At 57.4% G+C, this 19248-nt stretch carries 20 protein-coding genes, 2 tRNA genes and 3 pseudogenes; 17 read left to right on the top strand and 8 right to left on the bottom strand.

Annotated features, from left to right (window positions below; translation table 11 throughout):
• The first annotated feature begins 53 nt into the window (after window positions 1–53).
• Window positions 54–2168 (top strand): molybdopterin oxidoreductase family protein, encoded by a 2115-nt coding sequence (locus ACSQ3H_RS18645; RefSeq protein ID WP_436118407.1) that lies wholly within the window; start codon window positions 54–56, stop codon window positions 2166–2168.
• Here ACSQ3H_RS18645 and purN read toward each other — a convergent pair.
• Together purN and purM are read right to left on the bottom strand one after the other, a co-directional pair.
• Window positions 2165–2782 (bottom strand): phosphoribosylglycinamide formyltransferase, encoded by a 618-nt coding sequence (gene purN / locus ACSQ3H_RS18640; protein ID WP_436118406.1) that lies wholly within the window; start codon window positions 2780–2782, stop codon window positions 2165–2167. The genes ACSQ3H_RS18645 and purN overlap by 4 nt on opposite strands.
• Complete coding sequence (purM, locus tag ACSQ3H_RS18635; RefSeq protein WP_436118405.1) at window positions 2779–3864, bottom strand: phosphoribosylformylglycinamidine cyclo-ligase; 1086 nt, start codon at window positions 3862–3864, stop codon at window positions 2779–2781. Before purM ends, purN begins: the two co-directional genes overlap by 4 nt.
• A 232-nt stretch (window positions 3865–4096) precedes the next feature.
• On the opposite strand from purM, the gene ACSQ3H_RS18630 reads away from it, so the two are divergent.
• The 3 genes from ACSQ3H_RS18630 to ACSQ3H_RS18620 all read left to right on the top strand — a co-directional run bounded on the left by ACSQ3H_RS18630 (window position 4097) and on the right by ACSQ3H_RS18620 (window position 6871).
• Complete coding sequence (locus tag ACSQ3H_RS18630; protein ID WP_436118404.1) at window positions 4097–5299, top strand: AI-2E family transporter; 1203 nt, start codon at window positions 4097–4099, stop codon at window positions 5297–5299.
• A 34-nt stretch (window positions 5300–5333) separates the two neighbouring features.
• Entirely contained in the window at window positions 5334–6026 is a 693-nt protein-coding gene (gene hdaA / locus ACSQ3H_RS18625) for a DnaA regulatory inactivator HdaA (protein ID WP_436118403.1), read from the top strand.
• A gap of 122 nt (window positions 6027–6148) precedes the next feature.
• Window positions 6149–6871 carry a class I SAM-dependent methyltransferase gene (locus tag ACSQ3H_RS18620; RefSeq protein ID WP_436118402.1) on the top strand — a complete coding sequence of 241 codons (723 nt, stop codon included), beginning with the start codon at window positions 6149–6151 and terminating at the stop codon, window positions 6869–6871.
• Between the two features lie 540 nt (window positions 6872–7411).
• Here ACSQ3H_RS18620 and ACSQ3H_RS18615 read toward each other — a convergent pair.
• Complete coding sequence (locus ACSQ3H_RS18615) at window positions 7412–7612, bottom strand: hypothetical protein (protein ID WP_436118401.1); 201 nt, start codon at window positions 7610–7612, stop codon at window positions 7412–7414.
• 285 nt (window positions 7613–7897) lie between these two features.
• Between ACSQ3H_RS18615 and ACSQ3H_RS18610 the strand changes: the two are divergent.
• Window positions 7898–8120: pseudogene (locus ACSQ3H_RS18610) on the top strand (DUF1073 domain-containing protein); the annotation flags it as partial.
• On the opposite strand, the gene ACSQ3H_RS18605 reads toward ACSQ3H_RS18610, so the two are convergent.
• A complete protein-coding gene (locus tag ACSQ3H_RS18605) occupies window positions 8117–8554 on the bottom strand; it encodes a hypothetical protein (RefSeq protein ID WP_436118400.1) in 438 nt (145 codons plus the stop codon). The pseudogene ACSQ3H_RS18610 and the gene ACSQ3H_RS18605 sit on opposite strands and share 4 nt — an antisense overlap.
• A gap of 50 nt (window positions 8555–8604) precedes the next feature.
• Between ACSQ3H_RS18605 and ACSQ3H_RS18600 the strand changes: the two are divergent.
• Window positions 8605–9063: pseudogene (locus ACSQ3H_RS18600) on the top strand (DUF2213 domain-containing protein); the annotation flags it as partial.
• Between the two features lie 451 nt (window positions 9064–9514).
• Window positions 9515–10549 (top strand): IS110 family transposase, encoded by a 1035-nt coding sequence (locus ACSQ3H_RS18595; RefSeq protein WP_436118399.1) that lies wholly within the window; start codon window positions 9515–9517, stop codon window positions 10547–10549.
• 326 nt (window positions 10550–10875) lie between these two features.
• On the opposite strand, the gene ACSQ3H_RS18590 is transcribed toward ACSQ3H_RS18595, so the two are convergent.
• Window positions 10876–11406, bottom strand: coding sequence for a DUF1097 domain-containing protein (locus ACSQ3H_RS18590; protein ID WP_436118398.1), 531 nt, complete (start codon window positions 11404–11406; stop codon window positions 10876–10878).
• Between the two features lie 76 nt (window positions 11407–11482).
• Window positions 11483–11896, bottom strand: a complete 414-nt coding sequence (locus tag ACSQ3H_RS18585; protein ID WP_436118397.1) for an aminoacyl-tRNA deacylase — start codon at window positions 11894–11896, stop codon at window positions 11483–11485.
• Window positions 11897–12455: 559 nt separating this feature from the next.
• On the opposite strand from ACSQ3H_RS18585, the gene ACSQ3H_RS18580 reads away from it, so the two are divergent.
• From ACSQ3H_RS18580 to ACSQ3H_RS18565, 4 genes and pseudogenes are all read left to right on the top strand, one after another.
• A tRNA-Pro gene (locus tag ACSQ3H_RS18580) sits at window positions 12456–12532 on the top strand.
• Between the two features lie 75 nt (window positions 12533–12607).
• On the top strand, window positions 12608–12913 hold the full coding sequence (locus tag ACSQ3H_RS18575; protein WP_436118396.1) for an ETC complex I subunit: 306 nt from the start codon (window positions 12608–12610) through the stop codon (window positions 12911–12913).
• 56 nt (window positions 12914–12969) lie between these two features.
• Window positions 12970–13046, top strand: a tRNA-Arg gene (locus ACSQ3H_RS18570).
• A 476-nt stretch (window positions 13047–13522) separates the two neighbouring features.
• Window positions 13523–13687, top strand: a pseudogene (locus ACSQ3H_RS18565) (antitoxin Xre/MbcA/ParS toxin-binding domain-containing protein); the annotation flags it as partial.
• A gap of 385 nt (window positions 13688–14072) precedes the next feature.
• Here ACSQ3H_RS18565 and ACSQ3H_RS18560 read toward each other — a convergent pair.
• A complete protein-coding gene (locus ACSQ3H_RS18560) occupies window positions 14073–14354 on the bottom strand; it encodes a hypothetical protein (protein WP_436118395.1) in 282 nt (93 codons plus the stop codon).
• Window positions 14355–14523: 169 nt separating this feature from the next.
• Complete coding sequence (locus ACSQ3H_RS18555; RefSeq protein WP_436118394.1) at window positions 14524–14847, bottom strand: hypothetical protein; 324 nt, start codon at window positions 14845–14847, stop codon at window positions 14524–14526.
• Window positions 14848–15070: 223 nt separating this feature from the next.
• Between ACSQ3H_RS18555 and ACSQ3H_RS18550 the strand changes: the two genes are divergently transcribed.
• The 6 genes from ACSQ3H_RS18550 to ACSQ3H_RS18525 all read left to right on the top strand — a co-directional run bounded on the left by ACSQ3H_RS18550 (window position 15071) and on the right by ACSQ3H_RS18525 (window position 19102).
• A complete protein-coding gene (locus ACSQ3H_RS18550) occupies window positions 15071–15448 on the top strand; it encodes a hypothetical protein (RefSeq protein WP_436118393.1) in 378 nt (125 codons plus the stop codon).
• 31 nt (window positions 15449–15479) lie between these two features.
• Window positions 15480–16145 carry a DUF1007 family protein gene (locus ACSQ3H_RS18545; RefSeq protein ID WP_436118392.1) on the top strand — a complete coding sequence of 222 codons (666 nt, stop codon included), beginning with the start codon at window positions 15480–15482 and terminating at the stop codon, window positions 16143–16145.
• A 117-nt stretch (window positions 16146–16262) separates the two neighbouring features.
• Complete coding sequence (locus ACSQ3H_RS18540) at window positions 16263–17069, top strand: YdcF family protein (protein ID WP_436118391.1); 807 nt, start codon at window positions 16263–16265, stop codon at window positions 17067–17069.
• A gap of 507 nt (window positions 17070–17576) precedes the next feature.
• A complete protein-coding gene (locus tag ACSQ3H_RS18535; protein ID WP_436118390.1) occupies window positions 17577–18029 on the top strand; it encodes a DUF305 domain-containing protein in 453 nt (150 codons plus the stop codon).
• A 27-nt stretch (window positions 18030–18056) separates the two neighbouring features.
• Complete coding sequence (locus ACSQ3H_RS18530; protein WP_436118389.1) at window positions 18057–18389, top strand: four-helix bundle copper-binding protein; 333 nt, start codon at window positions 18057–18059, stop codon at window positions 18387–18389.
• 113 nt (window positions 18390–18502) lie between these two features.
• Entirely contained in the window at window positions 18503–19102 is a 600-nt protein-coding gene (locus ACSQ3H_RS18525; protein ID WP_436118388.1) for a c-type cytochrome, read from the top strand.
• Window positions 19103–19248: the final 146 nt, after the last annotated feature.

Genomic DNA, 19248 nt, shown 5'->3' with positions numbered 1-19248 from the left:
CCAAGACAAAAAGCAGCATTTGTGACTGTCCGAATTTGCGCTATGGATAGACGATGAACAAACCTGTCCTGCTCCGCACGGGCCATTCCGCCTGTCCCCACGATTGCCCTTCCACTTGCGCCCTTGACATCGAGGTGCTCGATACGGGCCATATCGGCCGTGTACGTGGTGCCAAGGAGAATAGCTACACCGCTGGCGTCATCTGCGCCAAGGTAGCCCGCTATGCCGAGCGCATTCATCATCCTGAACGACTGCTGAAGCCCGTCATTCGTGGTGGTGCCAAGGGTGAGGGCGTGTGGAAAGAAGCGAGCTGGGACGCTGCGCTCGATCTGATCGCGGAACGGTTCCTCAAGGCCGAAGCCGAGTATGGCTCCGAGAGCGTCTGGCCGTATTACTATGCTGGAACGATGGGGCTCGTGCAGCGCGATTCGATTCATCGCCTGCGCCACGCGAAGAAATATTCCAACCAATTCGACAGCATTTGCACGAACTTGGCCTGGACCGGCTTCTTCGCCGGAACCGGCAAGCTCGGCGGCGTCGACCCGCGCGAAATGGCAAAGTCGGATTGTGTCGTGATCTGGGGCACGAATGCGGCAGCGACGCAGGTCAATGTCATGACCCACGCCGTCCGCGCCCGCAAGGAGCGCGGAGCCAAGATCGTCGCCATCGACATTTATGAGACCGCCACCGTCCGGCAGGCAGATCTGGGGCTGGTCCTCAAGCCCGGCACCGATGGCGCCTTCGCCTGCGCGGTCATGCATGTGCTCTTCCGCGATGGGCTTGCCGATTGGGACTATCTCAACACCTATACCGACGATCCGAAAGGTCTCGAGCAGCACCTGAAGGACCGCACCCCGGAATGGGCGGCCGCGATTACCGGCCTCACCATCACTGAGATCGAGGAATTTGCCCGGCTCGTCGGCACGACCAAACGGACATTCTTCCGCCTGGGCTATGGTTTTGCCCGCCAGCGCAACGGCGCGGTCAACATGCACGCGGCGCTGTCGATCCCTGCCGTAACTGGTGCCTGGAAATATGAGGGCGGCGGCGGGTTCCACTCCAATTCCGGCATTTTCCGCATGGACAAGCGTGAGATCGAAGGTCGCGCGTTTGCCGACCCGTCTGTCCGCCACATCGACCAATGCAAAATCGGGCCGGCGCTTACCGGAGATCCGGCTGCGCTCTATGGCGGCCCGCCAGTCATGGCCATGTTGGTGCAGAATACCAATCCCGCCAACGTCGCGCCGGAACAGCGTCTGGTGAAACAGGGCATGTTGCGCGATGATCTGTTCATGGCCGTGCATGAGCAGTTCATGACCGATACGGCCAAGCTCGCCGACGTCGTTCTGCCGGCCACCATGTTCATGGAGCATGACGACATCTATCGCGGCGGCGGCCAGCAGCATATCGTGCTCGGTCCGAAGCTGATCGATGGTCCCGGCGAGACCCGTCCGAACCTCTTTGTCGTCAATGAATTGGCGAAACGCCTCGGTGTGGGTGATTTCCCCGGTTTCGACCTCGACGCGAAGACACTGATCGACAACATGATGGCAGCCAGCAATCTGCCCGGCTTCGACGTGCTGAAGGAGACCCGCTGGCTCGATATCCAGCCGGATTTCGAAACAGCGCATTATGAAAAAGGCTTCAGCTGGCCGGATGGCAAGTTCCGCTTCAAGCCGGATTGGACCAACGGGCCGTCGCCGAACCGCCCGCCGCAATCGATGGGCCTGCAAGGTCCGTTCGAAGCATTGCCGCAATGGCCAGACTACTGGCAGGCAATCGAGGTTGCCGATGAGAAGCATCCGTTCCGGCTGGCGACGTCGCCTGCGCATAATTTCCTGAATTCCACCTTCGCCGAAACACCGACCTCGGTTGCCAAGGAGCGGCGGCCGGAATTGCTGATCCATCCGGAAGATGCGGCCGAACTCGGTATCGAAGACGGCGCGCGCGTCGAAATTGGCAATGATCGCGGTGAAGTCGTGGTTCATGCACGCGTTCAGGCCGTGACCAAACGCGGTGTGGTGATCTCCGAAGGCATCTTCGCCAACTCGGCCTTCGAGCGGGGCGAGGGGATCAATGTCCTGACCGGCGCCGATTCCCCGGCACCCAATGGCGGCGCCGCCTTCCATGACAACAAGGTCTGGGTGAGGCTGGCTCCGGCGTTCTAGTCGGTAAAAACCGTCCGCCCGTCCTTCATCACGGCTTTGCCGCTGGCAACGAGCGCGAGCGCCCGGGCATAGGTCTCATGCTCCACTGACAGCACCCTTTCGGCCAGTGTTTCGGGCATATCGCCCGTCTTCACAGGTACAGAAGTTTGGGCGATGATCGGGCCTTCATCCGTGCCTGCAGTGACGAAGTGCACGGTACAGCCATGCACGCGCATCCCGGCTTCCAACACCTGTTCATGCGTATGCAAGCCTTTGAACAGCGGCAACAGCGAAGGGTGGATATTGAGCATCCTTCCTTCCCACTCGCTTACGAACTCCGGTGAGATGATCCGCATGTAGCCTGCGAGGCAGACGATATCGGCCTTCGCCGCGTGCAGCGCTTCGGAAACAGCCTTTTCATGCTCGCGTTTTGAAGCATAGTCGCGATGCGGTATCGCAAGCGCTGGAATGCCTTGCGCCCGTGCTGTTTCCAGCCCGGCGGCATCTGCCTTGTTGGCGATGACAGCAACGATCTCTGCCGGATAGCCGGCCGCTTTTGCAGCTTCGATCAGCGCACTCATGTTGGAGCCGCGCCCGGATATCAGGATAGCGACACGTTTCTTTGGCGTGCTCACAGCGCCAGCGTGCCCTGATAGACGACACCTGTATCAGCTCGTGCAACCATCTTGCCGAGGCGTACAGCCTCTTCGCCCTGTGCTTTCAGAGCCGCGAGCACTGCATCGACATTCTCGGGCGCGACAACGGCGATCATGCCAATACCGCAATTGAAGGTCCGCAGCATTTCATCGCGCTCGACGCCGCCGGTCTTTGCCAGCCACGAAAATACCGGCGGGACTTCGATGGCCGAAAGATCGATGCTTGCCGTCAGCGTCTTCGGCAGCACGCGGGGAATATTATCCGGAAACCCGCCGCCGGTAATATGCGCCAGTGCCTTGATCGCATTGGTTGCGCGGATGGCAGCAAGCAGCGGCTTTACATAGATACGCGTCGGCGTCAGCAAAGCCTGTCCAAGCGTTGTGCCGGTCTTGAACGGTGCGTCGGCATCCCAGCCAAGACCGGAAAGTTCGACGATGCGTCTTACCAGCGAAAAGCCATTGGAGTGAACACCGGAGGAGGCGAGGCCGAGAATGACATCGCCCTCGGCAATGTCACCGGACGGTAGCAACTGATTGCGCTCGGCAGCACCCACGGCAAATCCGGCAAGATCATAATCGCCATCGCGGTACATGCCCGGCATTTCCGCCGTCTCGCCGCCGATCAGCGCGCAGCCGGCCTGCAGGCAGCCTTCGGCAATGCCGCTGACGATAGCCGCGCCCTGGTCGGGATCGAGCTTGCCGGTGGCGAAATAGTCGAGGAAGAACAGCGGCTCGGCGCCCTGCACGACGAGGTCGTTGACGCACATGGCGACGAGATCGATACCGACGGTGTCATGTACGCCCGCGTCGATGGCGATCTTGAGCTTGGTTCCAACGCCGTCATTGGCCGCGACCAGCACGGGATCGGTAAAACCCGCAGCCTTCAGGTCGAACAGCCCGCCAAAACCACCAATCTCGCCATCGGCGCCCGGACGGCGGGTCGAACGCACGATCGGCTTGATCTTTTCGACAAGCAGATTGCCGGCATCGATATCGACGCCTGCCTGCGCGTAGGTAAGGCCATTCTTGCCACCTTTGGCGGGCTCGTTCTTGGTATTCATGTTCTGCTCCGGATTGTTGCCCGCGAAATGGCACGACTCTCGCGCTGCTGCAAGGTCTGGATAGCCCAAGGGGCGATAAAACGCCACTTATCGACATTTTGCCGGTTGATCGCACTTGAGCAAGCCATTCATTCACTCCACTTAGAATCGGGATAAGAACGAGTGGGTTGCCTCTTGACCGCAGCTTCCGCGACTGCCTATCTCGTGGCGTGGACAAAACACATGGCAGGATATGAGCAGCACCGGACGCAAGAGCATTAGCAAGACGACCAAGACGGACCCTGTTCCGGTCGAGATCCCGGATCGGGACATTCATGTCGATGTCCAGGTCAACACGCTTGCGACCAGCGTGCGCCGGCAAGCCGTGTTCTGGACGGGCGCCATGCTGTTCCTCGCGCTGTTTCTCTACATTTTCTCGTCGATCCTCCTGCCTTTTGTCGCAGGCCTCGTCCTCGCATATTTTCTTGATCCCGTGGCGGACCATCTCCAACGCCTCGGTTTGTCCCGGCTGCTGGCGACGATCGTCATCCTCGTCCTGTTTGTCGTCACTTTTGCGCTCCTGCTGATCATTCTTGTGCCGGTGCTTGCATCGCAAATGAGCGATTTCATCGTGCGCTTGCCGAGCTATGTATCGCGCCTGCAGGAACTCATCGCCAATCGCGATTCACAATGGTTGAAGGATTTCATCGGCGTCGATGCGTCAGTCATCCGCAACAGTCTGGATTCGCTCCTCCAGCAAGGCGCAGGCTTCCTCACCACCCTGCTGCAGTCGATCTGGAGTTCAGGTAAGACGCTGATCGATGTGCTGGCGCTCTTCGTCGTCACGCCTGTGGTCGCTTTCTATATGCTGCTCGACTGGGATCGCATGGTTGCCAAGATCGACAATCTCGTTCCGCGGGAACACGTCTATACCGTTCGCGCCATCGCGCGTGACATGAACAAAGCTATTGCCGGTTTCGTCCGTGGGCAGGGCACAGTGTGCCTTCTCCTCGGTATCATCTATGCGGTGGGCCTCACGGTCACCGGGCTGAATTTCGGCCTGTTGATTGGTCTCTTCGCCGGTCTGATCAGCTTCATTCCCTATGTGGGCTCGCTGGTCGGCCTGCTTTTGGCGCTTGGTGTGGCGCTGGTGCAGTTCTGGCCGGACTATTTCAATGTTCTCTATGTCGCCATTGCATTCGGCATCGGCCAGTTCATCGAGGGCAATATCCTTCAGCCGAAACTCGTCGGATCGTCCGTTGGCCTGCACCCCGTCTGGCTGATGTTCGCGCTGTTCGCCTTCGGCTCGCTGTTGGGTTTCACAGGCATGCTCATCGCCGTACCGACTGCTGCCGCCGTGGGCGTTCTCGTGCGCTTCGTCATCCATCGCTATCAGCAATCCCCGCTCTACACAGGCGAGTATCGCAAAAGCGAGAAGACCAAAGAAATCAGATGACAGTGCCGCGTCGCTGGCTGTATTTCATCGCTCCATGACCGATGCCAATACACCACGCCAACTGCCGCTCGATCTCGGCCACGAACCGGGCTATGCCCGCGACGATTTGATCGTGTCCGCGTCGAATATGGCGGCGGTGGACATCGTTGATCGCTGGCCCGGTTGGATATCGCCCGTCGTGGTGCTGGCCGGTCCGACAGGCTCGGGCAAGACACATCTCGCCGCGGTGTGGAAGGCGGAGTCCGACGCCATCGTTCTCGATCCACGCAACATCGGCACCGCATCGGGCGAGAAAGGCCCGTTCCTTATCAACGACATTGGCTCAGGTCTGATTGACGAACCCGGCCTGTTTCACCTGATCAACAGCGTACGCCAGAGTGGCTCCAGTCTGCTGATGACCTCGCGCAAATGGCCCGCAAATTGGCCGGTGACCCTGCCGGACCTCGCCTCGCGCCTCAAGGCAGCCACGACGGTGGAAATCGGCGAGCCGGACGACATGCTGTTGTCGGGCGTTCTCTACAAGCTCTTCGCCGACCGGCAGATTGCCATCGATCCCAATGTCATCAACTTTCTCGTCAGCCATATAGAGCGTTCGCTCTCTACGGCCAACCGCATCGTCGAGCGGCTGGACCGCGCAGCGCTCGAAAAGAAATCGAAGATCACCCGCGCCCTTGCCGCCAGCGTAATCACTGCGATTGATGAAGGGCAGGCGGCGTTTGATCTTTGATAGACAAAACGGGTACATCCACGCCTTTTAGCTGACCCTTATCGCCGAAAAGTCGAATTGACGATCGCTCTCATCCCCACAAGGCTGAATGCGATCGCGCGCTTTCAGACGGAGGGGAAGAAATGATTGTTCCCATGTCGCAGCAGCAGCAATTCTGGAATCAGTGGAATTCATCTACACGGGAGATTCATCTGGATGAGGTTTCGTTCCGGCAGGCTGAAGTCGTGCTCGGCTGGCTGGCAGCGGAAAATAGAACAGATCTCCAGATTTTGGAGGTGGGCTGCGGGGCAGGCTGGTTTTGCGGCGACCTTTCCCGCTACGGGCAAGTCACTGCTACCGACCTTTCCGACGAAGTCCTCGCTAGAGCGCAACAGCGTATGCCCCATGTGAAATTTGTATCCGGTGACTTTATGGAGCTGGAATTCGATCAGAAATTTGATGTGCTCGTTACTCTCGAAGTATTGTCGCACGTGGCCGATCAACCGGCGTTTATTGCAAAGCTTGCAGATCACTTGCGCAACGGCGGCACATTGATGCTCGCCACCCAAAACAAACCGGTCATTGAAAAATATAACCGTGTCGATCCCGCTGGCGCCGGGCAGTTGCGCAAATACGTCGATAGCCGCCAACTGACAGCGCTTCTCTCCAAAAACTTTAACGTGATGGAGGTCTTTTCCGTCACGCCAAAGGCCAACCGGGGCTTCATGCGAATTCTGAACTCCCGGACGTTTAATCGTCCGATCCGCGCGCTCGTCGGCAAAAGACTTGATGAATTTAAAGAGTCGATCGGTCTCGGCTGGACACTCATGGCGCGAGCGCAAAAGAAAGTAGCGGGCACCGCGTAATTCTCATTCTCGCGACATCACCTTCAATATAGCTCCGGTATGGGAAACGGAGAATCGGGTTGCAGTTGTAACGACTGGCTGCCCGTCCGTAACATATGGGAAACATTGCCATAACGACAGGCAAAAAAAGAGCCGGACTAAAAAGCCCGGCCTAATTGTGAAGGTTAAAAACCTCCAGAGGGGAACAGCCGAAGCGGAAAAATGGGAGGAGGACCGCTCCGGCTGTTGTTGAACTAGGCTCGATGCGGGCCAAACTCAATGCGGGTTATTGCATAGCTGCTATGCAGGCTGGTGAATTAGTAAGCGTCTCTCGATGCGCTCGTGCTTGACCTTCCCTCTGGGAGGGCTGCTTAAAGCCAACAGAACCCGGCGAAGATCGTCCAGCAGTATAATCAATTGCCTTCAGCGCCGGATTGATCCAGCGGCTGAGTTTGTCCGGGTTGGTCCTGCGTAGGTTCGTCCCGCGATAAAAAGGCCAGTGCCGCTAATAGTGCGAATATCGCGACTAGCGCGGGCGGATTGTTCCGCATAGTGCAGAGGCTATTTGTCCAGTTCATGCTCGACGCAATAGGCGATAAACTCGTCGCGGGTCATCGTGCCATGGCCGTCAATTTCGACTTTGATGATGTTGTGCTCGTGGACCGCGGCATATGCCTTTTGGATGCCGTCAAACAGCAGGACGTTGGTAGTCAGTATTTCGTCTGGAACGAAGAGACGAACTTGCGATTTGGGATTGATCATTTTGGCCTCACTGTCGGTTTGACGCCCAATTCTAACACCGAACCACAAATATCAAATCAATGGCCGCCTCTGCGGCCGGTAATCCAATGGACCATTTCCAAGCTGTGAGCATCGAGGCGACCAATGCCACTAACACGTATGCAAAACACTATGCCGTGATCTGATTTATGCGGTTCCATGTTGGCTGAGGCTATATCCTGACAATACCAGGCGTCTTTCTTCCTGTTTGGCGAACTCCTTCGCGGCGTCCTTCGTACCAAAGGGAGGCTGCTTAACTTGTCCGCTATCTTCAAGACTAAGGCGGATGCTGCCCGCGCTGATCGGCTCAACGGCCGGACAGGAGATCATCACGCGCGAGGCCTTGTCAGACGCCCTCGTGAATACCTTCACTGAAGATGGCAGCTTGCCCGGGCTGGACGGATTTATCGACGAGTACGGCAAGCTGTCCGAACAAGATCCGAGTGAGGCTGAGATCATCGCTGCGACGACACCAACGGAAAACAACTAAGCTCTGCTGACAGGCAACTCGAACGTAGCGCTATTTTCATGCTGCTCGACCTTTTCAAAACCGATCAAAGCAAACCAGCGATCAACGTCAGGGCGGTCACTCCGGCTCACAGACCGGATGGGGATGTTGCCGCAAAGCTGCTGGATTTTTTTGATGTGACGTTTGCAGAAACGGACAGTCTTCGCAGTGAAGAATTCTTCATTGGCTGCAAATGACGTGTTAGCGATGCCGCCTTCGTCATGCCAAGTTATGACCGCTAAGGTCTCGTTTCCATCCATCAACGCGTGCCCGCGTCCTTCGCGAAGGTCCATCAGCAGATTTTCTTTCGCTTTGTTTTCGGTTTCGCCAGCGGTCGCATACTCTCGGCTCAATCGGTCGGCGAGATGATCGAAAACGTGGCTGAGATCTTGGGGAGTCGCAGTTCTGGCTTCCATTTTAATCCTCCCACTGCGTTTTCATAGACTCCATAGATAGGGCTTCGTCCATGCAATTCACAGACGCTGTAACCGTCGCGGGAACGCGCCGGCGCGATGACGGCTACCTTGTTGCTGACGCTCGGATCGCACACACGGGTATCCAGAACTATCTCGGATCGGAAGTCGGCAAGCCGGATATGGCTCAGGTTCGTGTCCATCGTCCCGGATCCGAAGTGTTCAGCGATGAAACCTTGCGGAGCGCCGCACACCGTCCCGTAACGAATGACCATCCTGACGCGCATGTCAATTCCAAGAATTGGAAAGACTATGCAGTCGGGCAAACCGGAGACGAGGTGACGGGCGAGGGCATCTTCATCCGTGTTCCGCTGATGGTCAGCGATGAGCGCGCGATCAGCGACATCGAGGCTGGCAAACAGAAGTTGAGCGCGGGTTACACCTGCGACCTCGATTTCATCGCCGGTACCACGCCTTCAGGCGAGGCCTACGACGCCATTCAGAAGAATATCATCCTGTCCTGCTTCTTCTTCTACACCGGCTTTGCCACGGCGCAGGACATCACCGCTATTCTCGCCACCCGTTCCGGCATGCCCTACGAACCGCAGCCGCAACAATATTATCAGCAGACGACAACAACTGCGCCTGTCGATCCGTCAATGCCGGTCACCACGACAACCACTGTTTCACCTCAACCGCCGTCCGATGAACCTGTTCTCGACGGTCCGGGGCCGGGAGCACGCCCATGACCATCCCAGGAGCTATCAAAGCCGCGCTCTATGCCATTGCGGGCGCTGTCCGTAGTGCGATAACTTTACAGTACCCGGAGACATGACTCGCACCCGACCCGCCAAGCTTAAACATCGCCTAAGTCACCTTGCCAAAATGGGCGCCAATGGTATGGACCCCGCCCTCCCGGTGAGGTGGAATCTCGAACATCAATTGCGATGAAGGAGGAGTGTCATGCAAGCTGTTCGGATAGGTCTTGATCTAGCGAAATATGTCTTTGACGTTCACGGCGTAGACGACGACGGCAAGGTTGTCTTGCGCAAAACACTGCGTCGTGCCGCGGTGACTGCGTTCTTCGCCAATCTGCCGCCGTGTCTGGTCGGGATGGAAGCCTCGAACGGAGCACACTATTGGGCAAGAGTGCTCACCGATCTCGGTCACGAAGTCCGGCTGATCAGCCCTCAGTTCGTAACGCCGTATGTGAAGTCGAACAAGAACGACCGGAATGATGCGGAAGCCATCTGCGAAGCTGTCAGCCGGCCCTCAATGCGCTTCGTGCCGCCGAAATCAGTGGATCAACTGGCGGTGCAAGCCGTTCATCGCATTCGCCGGCGTCTGGTTGCAGACCGGGTCAGGCTCGTCAATCAGATTCGCGGGCTTCTTTCTGAACATGGGATTGTCATTGCCCGTGATATCACGCAACTGCGACGCAGCCTTGCCGACATTGTCGGGAACATCGATGACGGCCTCAGCGATCTTGTCCGGTCGCTCATGAGGGATCTGCAGGCGGAAATGGCCGAACTCGATGTCCGAATAAAGTCCTTTGACCAGCGGATACGCGAGATCTTCCGCAATAGCGAGCAGTGCCAGCGGCTCGGGAAGATTGAAGGCATTGGCCCTGTGACCGCAACGGCATTGATTGCGGCCGTGGGGAACAGAACATGCTTCAAGAATGGCCGTCAGTTTGCAGCATGGTTGGGGCTCGTCCCCAAGCAGCGATCGAGTGGCGGACGAGCTCGCCTGTTTGGCATCAGCAAACGCGGTGACCGCTACTTACGCACCCTGCTCATCCATGGCGCTCGATCCGCCTTGGGTCGAGTGGGCGGCAAGCAGGATCCGCGCAGCCTCTGGCTCGGCCACTTGAGGCAACGACGACATCCGAACATCGCGGCCGTCGCGCTCGCCAACAAGAACGCGCGGATCGTGTGGGCCATGCTCTCCGGCGATACGTTCTACAAGCCCGCCCTATCGGTGACGGCGGCGGCCTGAGAATACTGGTAGAGAAAACAAGCAAAGGAGGTCTCACCCTGGCAATTGCAACATAAGGCAGGAGATGGTGAAACGGTCACTCCCGTCGCTTTCCGAACCTGATGTCTGGATCGGCATGGCTTTTGCCAATGTCTCGGCGCCATTGAGGTGAAAGCGTGCGAAAATCCATCGAGGCTCGCGGCGAAGAATATCAAGCCGCATCAGGAAGCCGGATATACATCAGCAGTTGTGACCATCAACCCTCATCCAGCCAACCTGTTGCAATCGGGCGGGGTCCATATACATCCAGACATGATAACGCCGAAAGTAGAGTTAGCGAGCGGTCTCTACGCCGCTGTCCCCGCAGGCTTCGCCGTCAATGCCCCGGCGATTCGCTCCGACAGCCAGCCAAACAGAGCGCCCACGATCATCGAGGCGACGATGTTGATCAGCGGATTGTCGATGATGGAGCCCGAGGTCAAGGTCGCCATCTTGCCGGCGAGCAGCCCATAGGCCGCAACGCTTGCGTAGCCATAGACCGAGGACGGGATTTGGGCGAGCGCCGGCACATTTGCGCCGAGCACGAGAACAATGACGGTGATCGCTACCGATATGCCGGCTGCCAGCGGAACGCCGAGCGAGCCGGCAAGCAGCGTTATGCCGTAAAGCGCGATCCAGCCGAGGATCGCGCCCCATATATGCGCCGGAATGTTGGTCTTGAGGGACGCTTCCTTACCGCCGGAATGATAGTAGGCGGCCCAGGCGATGAAGGCCGCCCATATCTGGAGGCCGAGTACCGCCAGCGGCCCGACGAAAAGCCAGGTGGCGATGCCGCCGAGTATACCGATGCTAAGTGCAAGTGCGGTGAGCAATGGCATGTGAGTTCCTCCTTGGGATCGTTTCTCAAATAAACTGCAGCGGTCAGCACCGAAATCTCAAATATACTGCACATTCTCAAATTAAGTACAAAGCTAACTCATTGAAATCACTGACTCGGTATTCATAATGGCCGCTGCGAGGCGCGCGACCCAGGATCGTGACATACGGTAGGCGGGCCGATCCAGTGGGCGGCACCGCGCCAATGTCGCAATCGGCGAAAAGCGAGCTGACCGCCTCCTCCGAGCCGAGACCAAGACGCCTGTCAATTACATCCTGCAATGTGGAGAGCTCGATCCGGTGCGTGCTCGGAACAACGGCTAGAACGTACCCAATTTCGTGATGCACGACCACGGATTTGGCCAGCCTGCTGCCCGGAACAAGTGCCGCTTGCGCCGGCTGGCTGGTTGTTGCTGTGCGGTGATGAGCGACGGTGTCGTAGGCGATACCTTCGCCGTCGATACAGTCCTGAAGTTTCCTTGCGATCGTCATCGTAGGCGCCCCTAATGTTGCGTGGTGAGGCATAAAAAGACATTCTCCTCTCATAACCTGCGAAGTCAACGACGAATGAACAGTTTGGTGGCGCTCTATAAGGTTCCGTCGCACGCACCGACTAACTCGGCCAACGCGGTCGGCGCAGAGTCAAGCTCCGAAAAGGCGCGACCGACGTCGCTCGGCTCACTTGACCGGAGAGCCGCACGAAGACACCGTATCAGATGCTGCTCATCAAATGGCTTACGAGGGTAACAAACGACCCCGTCGTTCATAGCACGGTTCGGAAATACTGAACTCCGCTATCCGCCACCAGAAGGGAGCCCGCTTCCACTTGCGTCGTTATGAGTGGCTGGCGTCGATTTCCTCGGTGCCGCACAGAGGATTCGGTTAGCCATTGCCACGAAATCTGTCGAGAGTTCGGTGGGAAATTCCGTGGGACTTTTGGTGCCTTACGAAGCCTGTGCAGGCCATTTGTTCAGTTTTTCCGCCTTTTCCTGTTTTGGGCTATTGCTTTCCGGGAACGAAGACTCTAGGGACATCAGCGTTCAAGTCGGAACGGAGCGTAGCGCAGCCTGGTAGCGCATCTGGTTTGGGACCAGAGGGTCGCAGGTTCGAATCCTGCCGCTCCGACCACTTCCCAAGCAAATGCTGCTGGAACTGAGTTGAAGCCTGTAATATATCGGGATTGCAGACAAAGGGATTTCTTCAATGGCAGCACGCATTTACCGCCCGGCAAAAACCGCAATGCAATCCGGCAAGGCCAAGGCCGACACCTGGACACTCGAGTTCGAGCCGGAACAGCCGCGCAAGGTTGAACCGCTGATGGGCTATACGTCGTCACGCGACATGAAAAGCCAGATTCGCCTGACCTTCGCGACGAAGGAAGAGGCGATCGCCTACGCGCAGAAAAATGCCATTGCCTATACGGTCCAGGAGCCCAAGGAAACGCGCCGGCGTGTGGTTTCCTATTCGGAAAACTTCCGCTTCGACCGCAAGCAGCCCTGGACGCATTGATTTTTACTGAATTTTTCGATTTTCCGGCGAAGATTGCTTCCGCCGAAACACAATTTGGTCCCGTAGCTCAGCTGGATAGAGCACCGGCCTTCTAAGCCGACGGTCACTGGTTCGAATCCAGTCGGGATCGCCATTCTCTCTTTCTCGCCAGAGTAGCCTGACTCCTCGCCATTTTATTTGACCCGTTTTGATGTGACTGCTGTAGCCCCCCGGGCGGGACATGCTATTTACCCGTCCACGGATTGAGCAGACCGGGGAGTGGAAAATGACGATTGATCAAACAGAAATCGTCAGTGTTTCTTGTCGCCACTACGGCGTGGTGTGCGATAGCGGTTGCCGCTATGTGAACATCGGAGCAACATCAGATCTTTTTGGCACGGGGATCGGGCAGCCAGAGTGGCTTGGGCGGCACAATATCATTCGGGCGAGAACCCTTGTCACCTCGGGAGTCGCTTCAAGGACGCCGAATTCGCGTTCAATATCGCATATAGTCTGGTCAAGACGGGCAAATTTGGCAGGATTGTCTTCGCGGATCTTCTCGATGCCGAAATAGATTTCGAGATAGACGAACTGGGGGATTGCAGTTGCACTCGGATGAAGGGACGGAACTGGATGGAACACCCTGCAATTGGCCTAAACCAGCGTCGTCCCATTGACTTGCTCGCAACCGCAGTCGGCGTTGAAATTGTCAAAGAATTCCTCGATCGACTTGAATATGGGTGTACGCGTGACTGCGTTGCCAAGCGCCTCTCAGCGGCTCCATTTCGCAAGTGAGTTCGTGCGTGGATACATGAATAGCGGAGGTCGCTGATATGTATCCGGCCTGTTTGATCGGCTCGCGGGCCGTGGCCTTGACGGGCGTACGCACGCGCCTTGGTCTATTAGCGGACAGGTTGACGAGCAACCATTCGGGCCACCAGGTTCAGGGCGCGTTTATCGATCCAGTGTCTCCGTCGCGAATTTGGTCGAAGATCATCGATTCATATTGCCGTGACCTCGTAACGGTGTGTATCGAAAGCCTTCTCGTTGTGCAGCAGGCTCCAGGCGATGCGTGCCAGCTTGTTGGCAAGGTCGGTGGCCAACTTGTTGCGATGCATCCGTGGCGCTGCGTTGTGCAGCCACGCTCCGAAGCTAAAGTTGCCCCAGTTATGTGGTCGCATCAGGATGAGTTTAGCGGCCTGAATGAACAGGCTTCGCAGATACCGGCTACCCCGTTTTGGAAATGCCACCCAGGATGGATCGACCGCCAGTGCTGTATTGTCGGGTACCAGGCCGAGCCACGCTGAAGTTCTCTTTCGCGGTCAAAGGCCTCGCCGCGACCGATAGCGGCAACCACAGCGGTAGAAATCAGTGGTCCGATGCCGGGTACGCTTATTATGCGAAGGCAGTTTGCCTCGGTCTGGTCAATCACCTCGATCTCGCGGGAGATCGATGCGTTCATCGAGCCGTAGCCAGTCTTCGTGGAGACCGGCGATGGGCTCACGCATTGTCGGTGACATCTCGTCTTCGCGGTTCTTCAAAATCGCGAACAGCGAATTGTGCAGGCTGGGTGCCTGTTCTGACTGCGATATCCGCGGCTTCAGCTCCCTGGCTGAGGACACAGCCACCTCTCACCCGTGGCCCGGAAACGTGCGCGAACTCCACAATAGGGTCGAGCGCGCCGCTGCTGACGTCCGGGATGCGGCCGAAAAGCGGCAGATCGAACGGGCGGCGAGCAGGCGGTTGGCCAAGGCTGACCAGTAACCCGTCATCCAGATACTGCCATGCCCGACTGCGGCGATTGCAAGCGTCCCAGTCACAACCTCAGGATTGGGACAGATGCAAAGAAGTTCCGCATCGGGCGTCGATCTGCGCAGAAAGCTTACCATGCTTTCCAGAGATCCGTCGTTGCCTGTGTTGCCACTTCCGAACAGGCCTAACAGGGCGATCTTCATCGGAAGCCTCCTTCACTGGGGCGACCGGCTGCACGGCTGGTACCGTTCAACAAATGATCGCGGAGCCTTCCACGGCGGGGCTGGCCTGAACCGTAGCGGTGAGGTTGTCGATTGTCGCAAAGAGGGATGCCTGCCGGACTACGTTTCCGGCAAGCATGAACTTCGTTCTGACGGTGAAATAATCTGCTATATTAAATTTTCTGGAATTGGGAGGAATGCCGCCATGCCCCGTCTATGGATGTGCATGCTCGCGTCGGCGTTTGTCGGAGCAAATGCCGCCTATGCTGAACCTATCGTTTTCCATTCAGAGACCCTCAGCGACAGGACGACCGTCACGATGGCGCTGACGTCAAACGAGGCACTGTCCAGGCAGGACTACGACTTCGGCGTCACCATCAAACTCATTGAAACCGATGAGACCGGTTCGGTCACCTATCACGACAACGGCCAGCACAAAGCGCTCGTGCAATGCCATGCAAATCCCGGCAAAGTGTTTGTCGGTGGTAGGGAGTATATTGTGACAGGCACGTTCGCCCCCGCCGGCGACGGGTGGAAGCGTGATCTATGGCGGGCCGTTTGCCTAGAGCCTCCACTTTCATGAGGAACGCTGATATAGAGCGTTTGCAACCCCATTGAGAGAGCAGGCGAATGAAATTCTCCAGACCCGGGAGCACGGCGTTAGCCGCAGCAGCACTGTTGTTTTTGGCAGTGGGGCAGCATTTTCGCATCCGCACATTTTTGCCGAGGCCCGCTTGGACCTGACAGTCGAAAACGGGACTGTGCAGTCACTCCGCCATCTCTGGCGTTTCGACGAAATGTTTTCCAGTACCGTGATTGTCGAGTTCGACAAAAATGCTGACCTGGCACTGGATACGGCTGAGCTGGAGACGGTGGCCGAAACAATTCACGCATCGCTGGCGGACTTCAATTATTTTCAGGTTGTGACCGCTGGCGGCAAAGACATCGAAATCTCTGCGCCACCAAAGCGTATGGCCAGTTTTGAGGATAGTCAGCTCATAGTCCTGTTTGAAACAAAACCCAAGAACCCGCTCAAGGTTGCCGGAAAAGTCACTTTCGGAATCTACGATCCCACGTTCTACACCGCGATTGAATTCACGGAGGACAAGCATCTGCAAGTTGCAGGACTGCCTGACGGATGTACTTCCTCCGTCGTGAGGCCCAATCCGGACGAGGCGTTAGCCCAAAATCAGAAAAACCTCACGGAAGCGTTCTTCAATGATCCGGCCGGGACTAACATGAGCAAGATATTCGCCACGCGGTTCGAAATCGTCTGCTGAGACGATCCGCAGGATTCCGGGTCAAGCAACGCTCGCCAGGGTGGCCGAGTGGACGACCGGGCGGTCTGGTGTTATCTGCTATGAAGCTCCCGACATTCCTCCAAAATGGATTCGCCGATGTTCTTCCTTGTTTCAAAAGTGCTCGGATATCTGGTGCTGCCATCGAATTTCATCGGACTTCTCGGGCTTTTCGCAGTCGCCGCACTCATTTTCGGATATAGGAAAACAGGCCACACATTCCTGATTGTCTCGGTCCTGCTGCTTGCGGTTTTCGGCTGGTCACCGGTCGGTCCCGCGGCGTTGGCGGTGCTGGAAGACCGGTTCCCCGAGCCGTCAATTTCCGGTCCTGTGACCGGAATCATCATGCTCGGCGGAGCGGTCGACACCCACATAACCGGGGACCGCAACAGTCCGGCGCTCAACGAGGCCGGGGAACGGCTGACGGCCACAGCCGCGCTCGCCCGTCTTTACCCGGGAGCACGCATCCTGCTTTCTGGCGGTGCCAATCACCTCGTGCATGACAACTCGCCGACGGAATCGCAAATCGCCAGGGATGTGCTCATGAGCATCGGCGTCGCCGCGGAGCGCATAAAAATCGAAGAGCTTTCCCGGAATACATGCGAAAACGGATCAGCGAGCGCCGCACTATTCCAGCCCGCCGCCAGTGAACAATGGCTGCTGGTCACGTCTGCCGCGCACATGCCGAGAGCCATTGCATGCTTCCGCGAAGCGGGCGTGACGGCAACGCCTTATCCTGTCGACTACCGCACCCGCGGCGATGCCGATTTTCGCAGACCCGTCGCCACGATTGCCGCGGGTCTTGCCGCTTCCGATCTCGCGATGCATGAATGGCTGGGGTTGCTGATCTACAGGGTTCTCGGATTGACCGACGAGCTGTTTCCCGCCGCGCAAGCGCTGTCTTGAGGCGAGCCCGCCACCACACTGATCCGTGATGGGAACGATATCCGTCTGCCGCCGTTTCAGGGCTGGAGGCCAGCAACCCTCATGTTCGACATCGCACAATTCCCACGCTTTCTCACTGCATGCCTTTTGGCCATTGTGCTGGCAGCGGGAACGATGAGTGCGCGGGCTGATAACCATTCGCCTGAAACGAGCAGGCCGATGACGGACTGTGCCAGTCAACACAAATCCGATGACGGGCACGCTGCCAAACAATCCATCGGGCAGGTTCACTGCTGTTCCATCGGCCACTGTTGGGTAGCAACGGAGATTGGTGCGCCACTATTCGCTGTGGGCCCGGCGGGATTGCGGGTTGCCGACCTCACAAACATCATAACCGTCAGCCCTGCATCGACACGGCTCGAGCGACCTCCGCAAGCGATCTGACTTCCCACTTTCGATTTCAGCATGCCTGACGCTCCTCCCGGCGGAGGCATGGATTCAATCCACGTTTCGTGAAGGAAGACAACAATGCGTATTCTCACTCCAGTATTGGCTGTGGCGGTTCTGTTCGGCGGCGCTTCGTTTGCTCTGTCGCAGGACGCGATGAGCAAAGACCACAAAATGGGCGGAATGGCTGCAGACATGCCTGCCGCCTGCAAGGCGGCGGACGGAAAGAAAATGGCCAGCAACCGCATGGCGATGCCCAAGATGCCGAAAATGGATGCCGCACACTCCGAATTGATGGATTCAATGATGGGCATGATGAAGCCCTCAGCCATGCAGGGCATGATGGCGAAAGACCCTGACGTCGCATTCGTCTGCGGCATGATTGTCCATCATCAGGGCGCGATCGACATGGCCAACGCGGAACTCAAGCATGGCGACGACCCGTGGGCCAAGGACATGGCTCAAAAGATCATCGACGCCCAGAAAAAGGAAATAACCGATATGACAGACTGGCTGGACAAGCGGGCCCAATAAATTCAACGCAAAAGGAGGAAAATCATTATGCATCATACAGACACTGACATGAAGGCCTGCATCGATGAATGCCTTGCCTGCTACGCAACTTGTCTCTCGATGGCCACCGGACATTGTCTTGAGATGAGAGGGGAGCACACCGAGAAGAAACATTTCGTGCTGATGCTGGCGTGCGCGGAAATGTGCCGGACCTCGGCGCATTTTATGCTTATCGGCTCATCGCACCACAAGCATACCTGCCGTGAATGCGCGGAGATATGCACGGAGTGTGCCGACGACTGTGAGCGGATCGGAGACATGCAGGAATGTGTCGACGCCTGCCGCCGCTGCGCCGAGTCCTGCACAAAAATGGCTACCTGATCTGCTGCGATTACTGCGGGCGAGGGAGGTTTTTTCCGCCCGCAGCACATCAGAGCTTGTGCTTTCAACTGGTGGAAGCTTTACCCATCCTTTGATGGAGTCGAAAAAGTAAAATGCGGATTTGGATTATCGCCCCCGGCAGCCGCGCAAAACGGCTGCGGATTGTGATCCTGCTCGCTGTGTGCGCGATGCTCGGTCCCGTTCCTTCGATTGGCTCAGACAACACGCTCCCGGACATGGTCAAGGGGCGTCAGGAGGCCATGAAGGCCATGGCCAATGCGGGTAAGACGATCGCCGGAATGTTTGAAGGCAAACTTCCTTATGATGCCCCGGCCTTCAAACGCGCGGCAGAAACGATAAGGGCACATTCCGGCGCTGCGCTGATGGCGGAATTTCCTGCCGCGTCGCTCGGCCCGCCCTCGGCGGCAAAACACGAGATAGACCAGTCGCGCGACGAATTCGATGCCCTGGCCCGGAAGGTCGCCTCATTCGCATCGGTCATCTCGGCCTCAGCAGACAAGGCACCGGACGGCATCACGCCGGAGATGCGCATGGGAGCGGGAATGTCCACCATGGGCAGCAGCCTGCTAGGAAAGCGTAAGATTGCGGCGGGTGAAGAAGATATCTCGAAACTTCCCGCCGAACACGCTTTTCATCTGATGCTGCAGGATTGCTCTGCCTGCCACGCCAAGTTCAGGGAGAAAATCCAGTAGGCATGGTGCCGTCGGATGCCAACAACCAGTACAGGGAAAACTGTCAATGTTCGTCCAACCGCCGTAACGTTCGATCACAACTTCGGTCCAAAACTGCACCGCAGCATTTTTGGCGTTGACAATTTTGCCGAACACTTGTGGAAAGA

This window comes from Phyllobacterium sp. LjRoot231 (genome assembly GCF_964253365.1).
Taxonomy (GTDB): domain Bacteria; phylum Pseudomonadota; class Alphaproteobacteria; order Rhizobiales; family Rhizobiaceae; genus Phyllobacterium.
This window is presented reverse-complemented; position numbering and strand designations above follow the sequence as displayed.

Excerpts from the sequence above, each read along its gene's own strand:
- ACSQ3H_RS18605 (WP_436118400.1), bottom strand. The coding sequence starts at position 8,554 with ATGGAAGCCAGAACTGCGACTCCCCAAGATCTCAGCCACGTTTTCGAT.
- ACSQ3H_RS18620 (WP_436118402.1), top strand. The coding sequence starts at position 6,149 with ATGATTGTTCCCATGTCGCAGCAGCAGCAATTCTGGAATCAGTGGAAT.
- purM (WP_436118405.1), bottom strand. The coding sequence starts at position 3,864 with ATGAATACCAAGAACGAGCCCGCCAAAGGTGGCAAGAATGGCCTTACC.
- ACSQ3H_RS18555 (WP_436118394.1), bottom strand. The coding sequence starts at position 14,847 with ATGAAGATCGCCCTGTTAGGCCTGTTCGGAAGTGGCAACACAGGCAAC.
- ACSQ3H_RS18530 (WP_436118389.1), top strand. The coding sequence starts at position 18,057 with ATGCATCATACAGACACTGACATGAAGGCCTGCATCGATGAATGCCTT.
- ACSQ3H_RS18540 (WP_436118391.1), top strand. The coding sequence starts at position 16,263 with ATGTTCTTCCTTGTTTCAAAAGTGCTCGGATATCTGGTGCTGCCATCG.
- ACSQ3H_RS18630 (WP_436118404.1), top strand. The coding sequence starts at position 4,097 with ATGAGCAGCACCGGACGCAAGAGCATTAGCAAGACGACCAAGACGGAC.
- ACSQ3H_RS18550 (WP_436118393.1), top strand. The coding sequence starts at position 15,071 with ATGCCCCGTCTATGGATGTGCATGCTCGCGTCGGCGTTTGTCGGAGCA.
- ACSQ3H_RS18525 (WP_436118388.1), top strand. The coding sequence starts at position 18,503 with ATGCGGATTTGGATTATCGCCCCCGGCAGCCGCGCAAAACGGCTGCGG.
- ACSQ3H_RS18585 (WP_436118397.1), bottom strand. The coding sequence starts at position 11,896 with ATGACGATCGCAAGGAAACTTCAGGACTGTATCGACGGCGAAGGTATC.
- ACSQ3H_RS18535 (WP_436118390.1), top strand. The coding sequence starts at position 17,577 with ATGCGTATTCTCACTCCAGTATTGGCTGTGGCGGTTCTGTTCGGCGGC.
- ACSQ3H_RS18560 (WP_436118395.1), bottom strand. The coding sequence starts at position 14,354 with ATGAACGCATCGATCTCCCGCGAGATCGAGGTGATTGACCAGACCGAG.
- ACSQ3H_RS18595 (WP_436118399.1), top strand. The coding sequence starts at position 9,515 with ATGCAAGCTGTTCGGATAGGTCTTGATCTAGCGAAATATGTCTTTGAC.
- ACSQ3H_RS18590 (WP_436118398.1), bottom strand. The coding sequence starts at position 11,406 with ATGCCATTGCTCACCGCACTTGCACTTAGCATCGGTATACTCGGCGGC.
- hdaA (WP_436118403.1), top strand. The coding sequence starts at position 5,334 with ATGACCGATGCCAATACACCACGCCAACTGCCGCTCGATCTCGGCCAC.
- ACSQ3H_RS18575 (WP_436118396.1), top strand. The coding sequence starts at position 12,608 with ATGGCAGCACGCATTTACCGCCCGGCAAAAACCGCAATGCAATCCGGC.
- ACSQ3H_RS18645 (WP_436118407.1), top strand. The coding sequence starts at position 54 with ATGAACAAACCTGTCCTGCTCCGCACGGGCCATTCCGCCTGTCCCCAC.
- ACSQ3H_RS18615 (WP_436118401.1), bottom strand. The coding sequence starts at position 7,612 with ATGATCAATCCCAAATCGCAAGTTCGTCTCTTCGTTCCAGACGAAATA.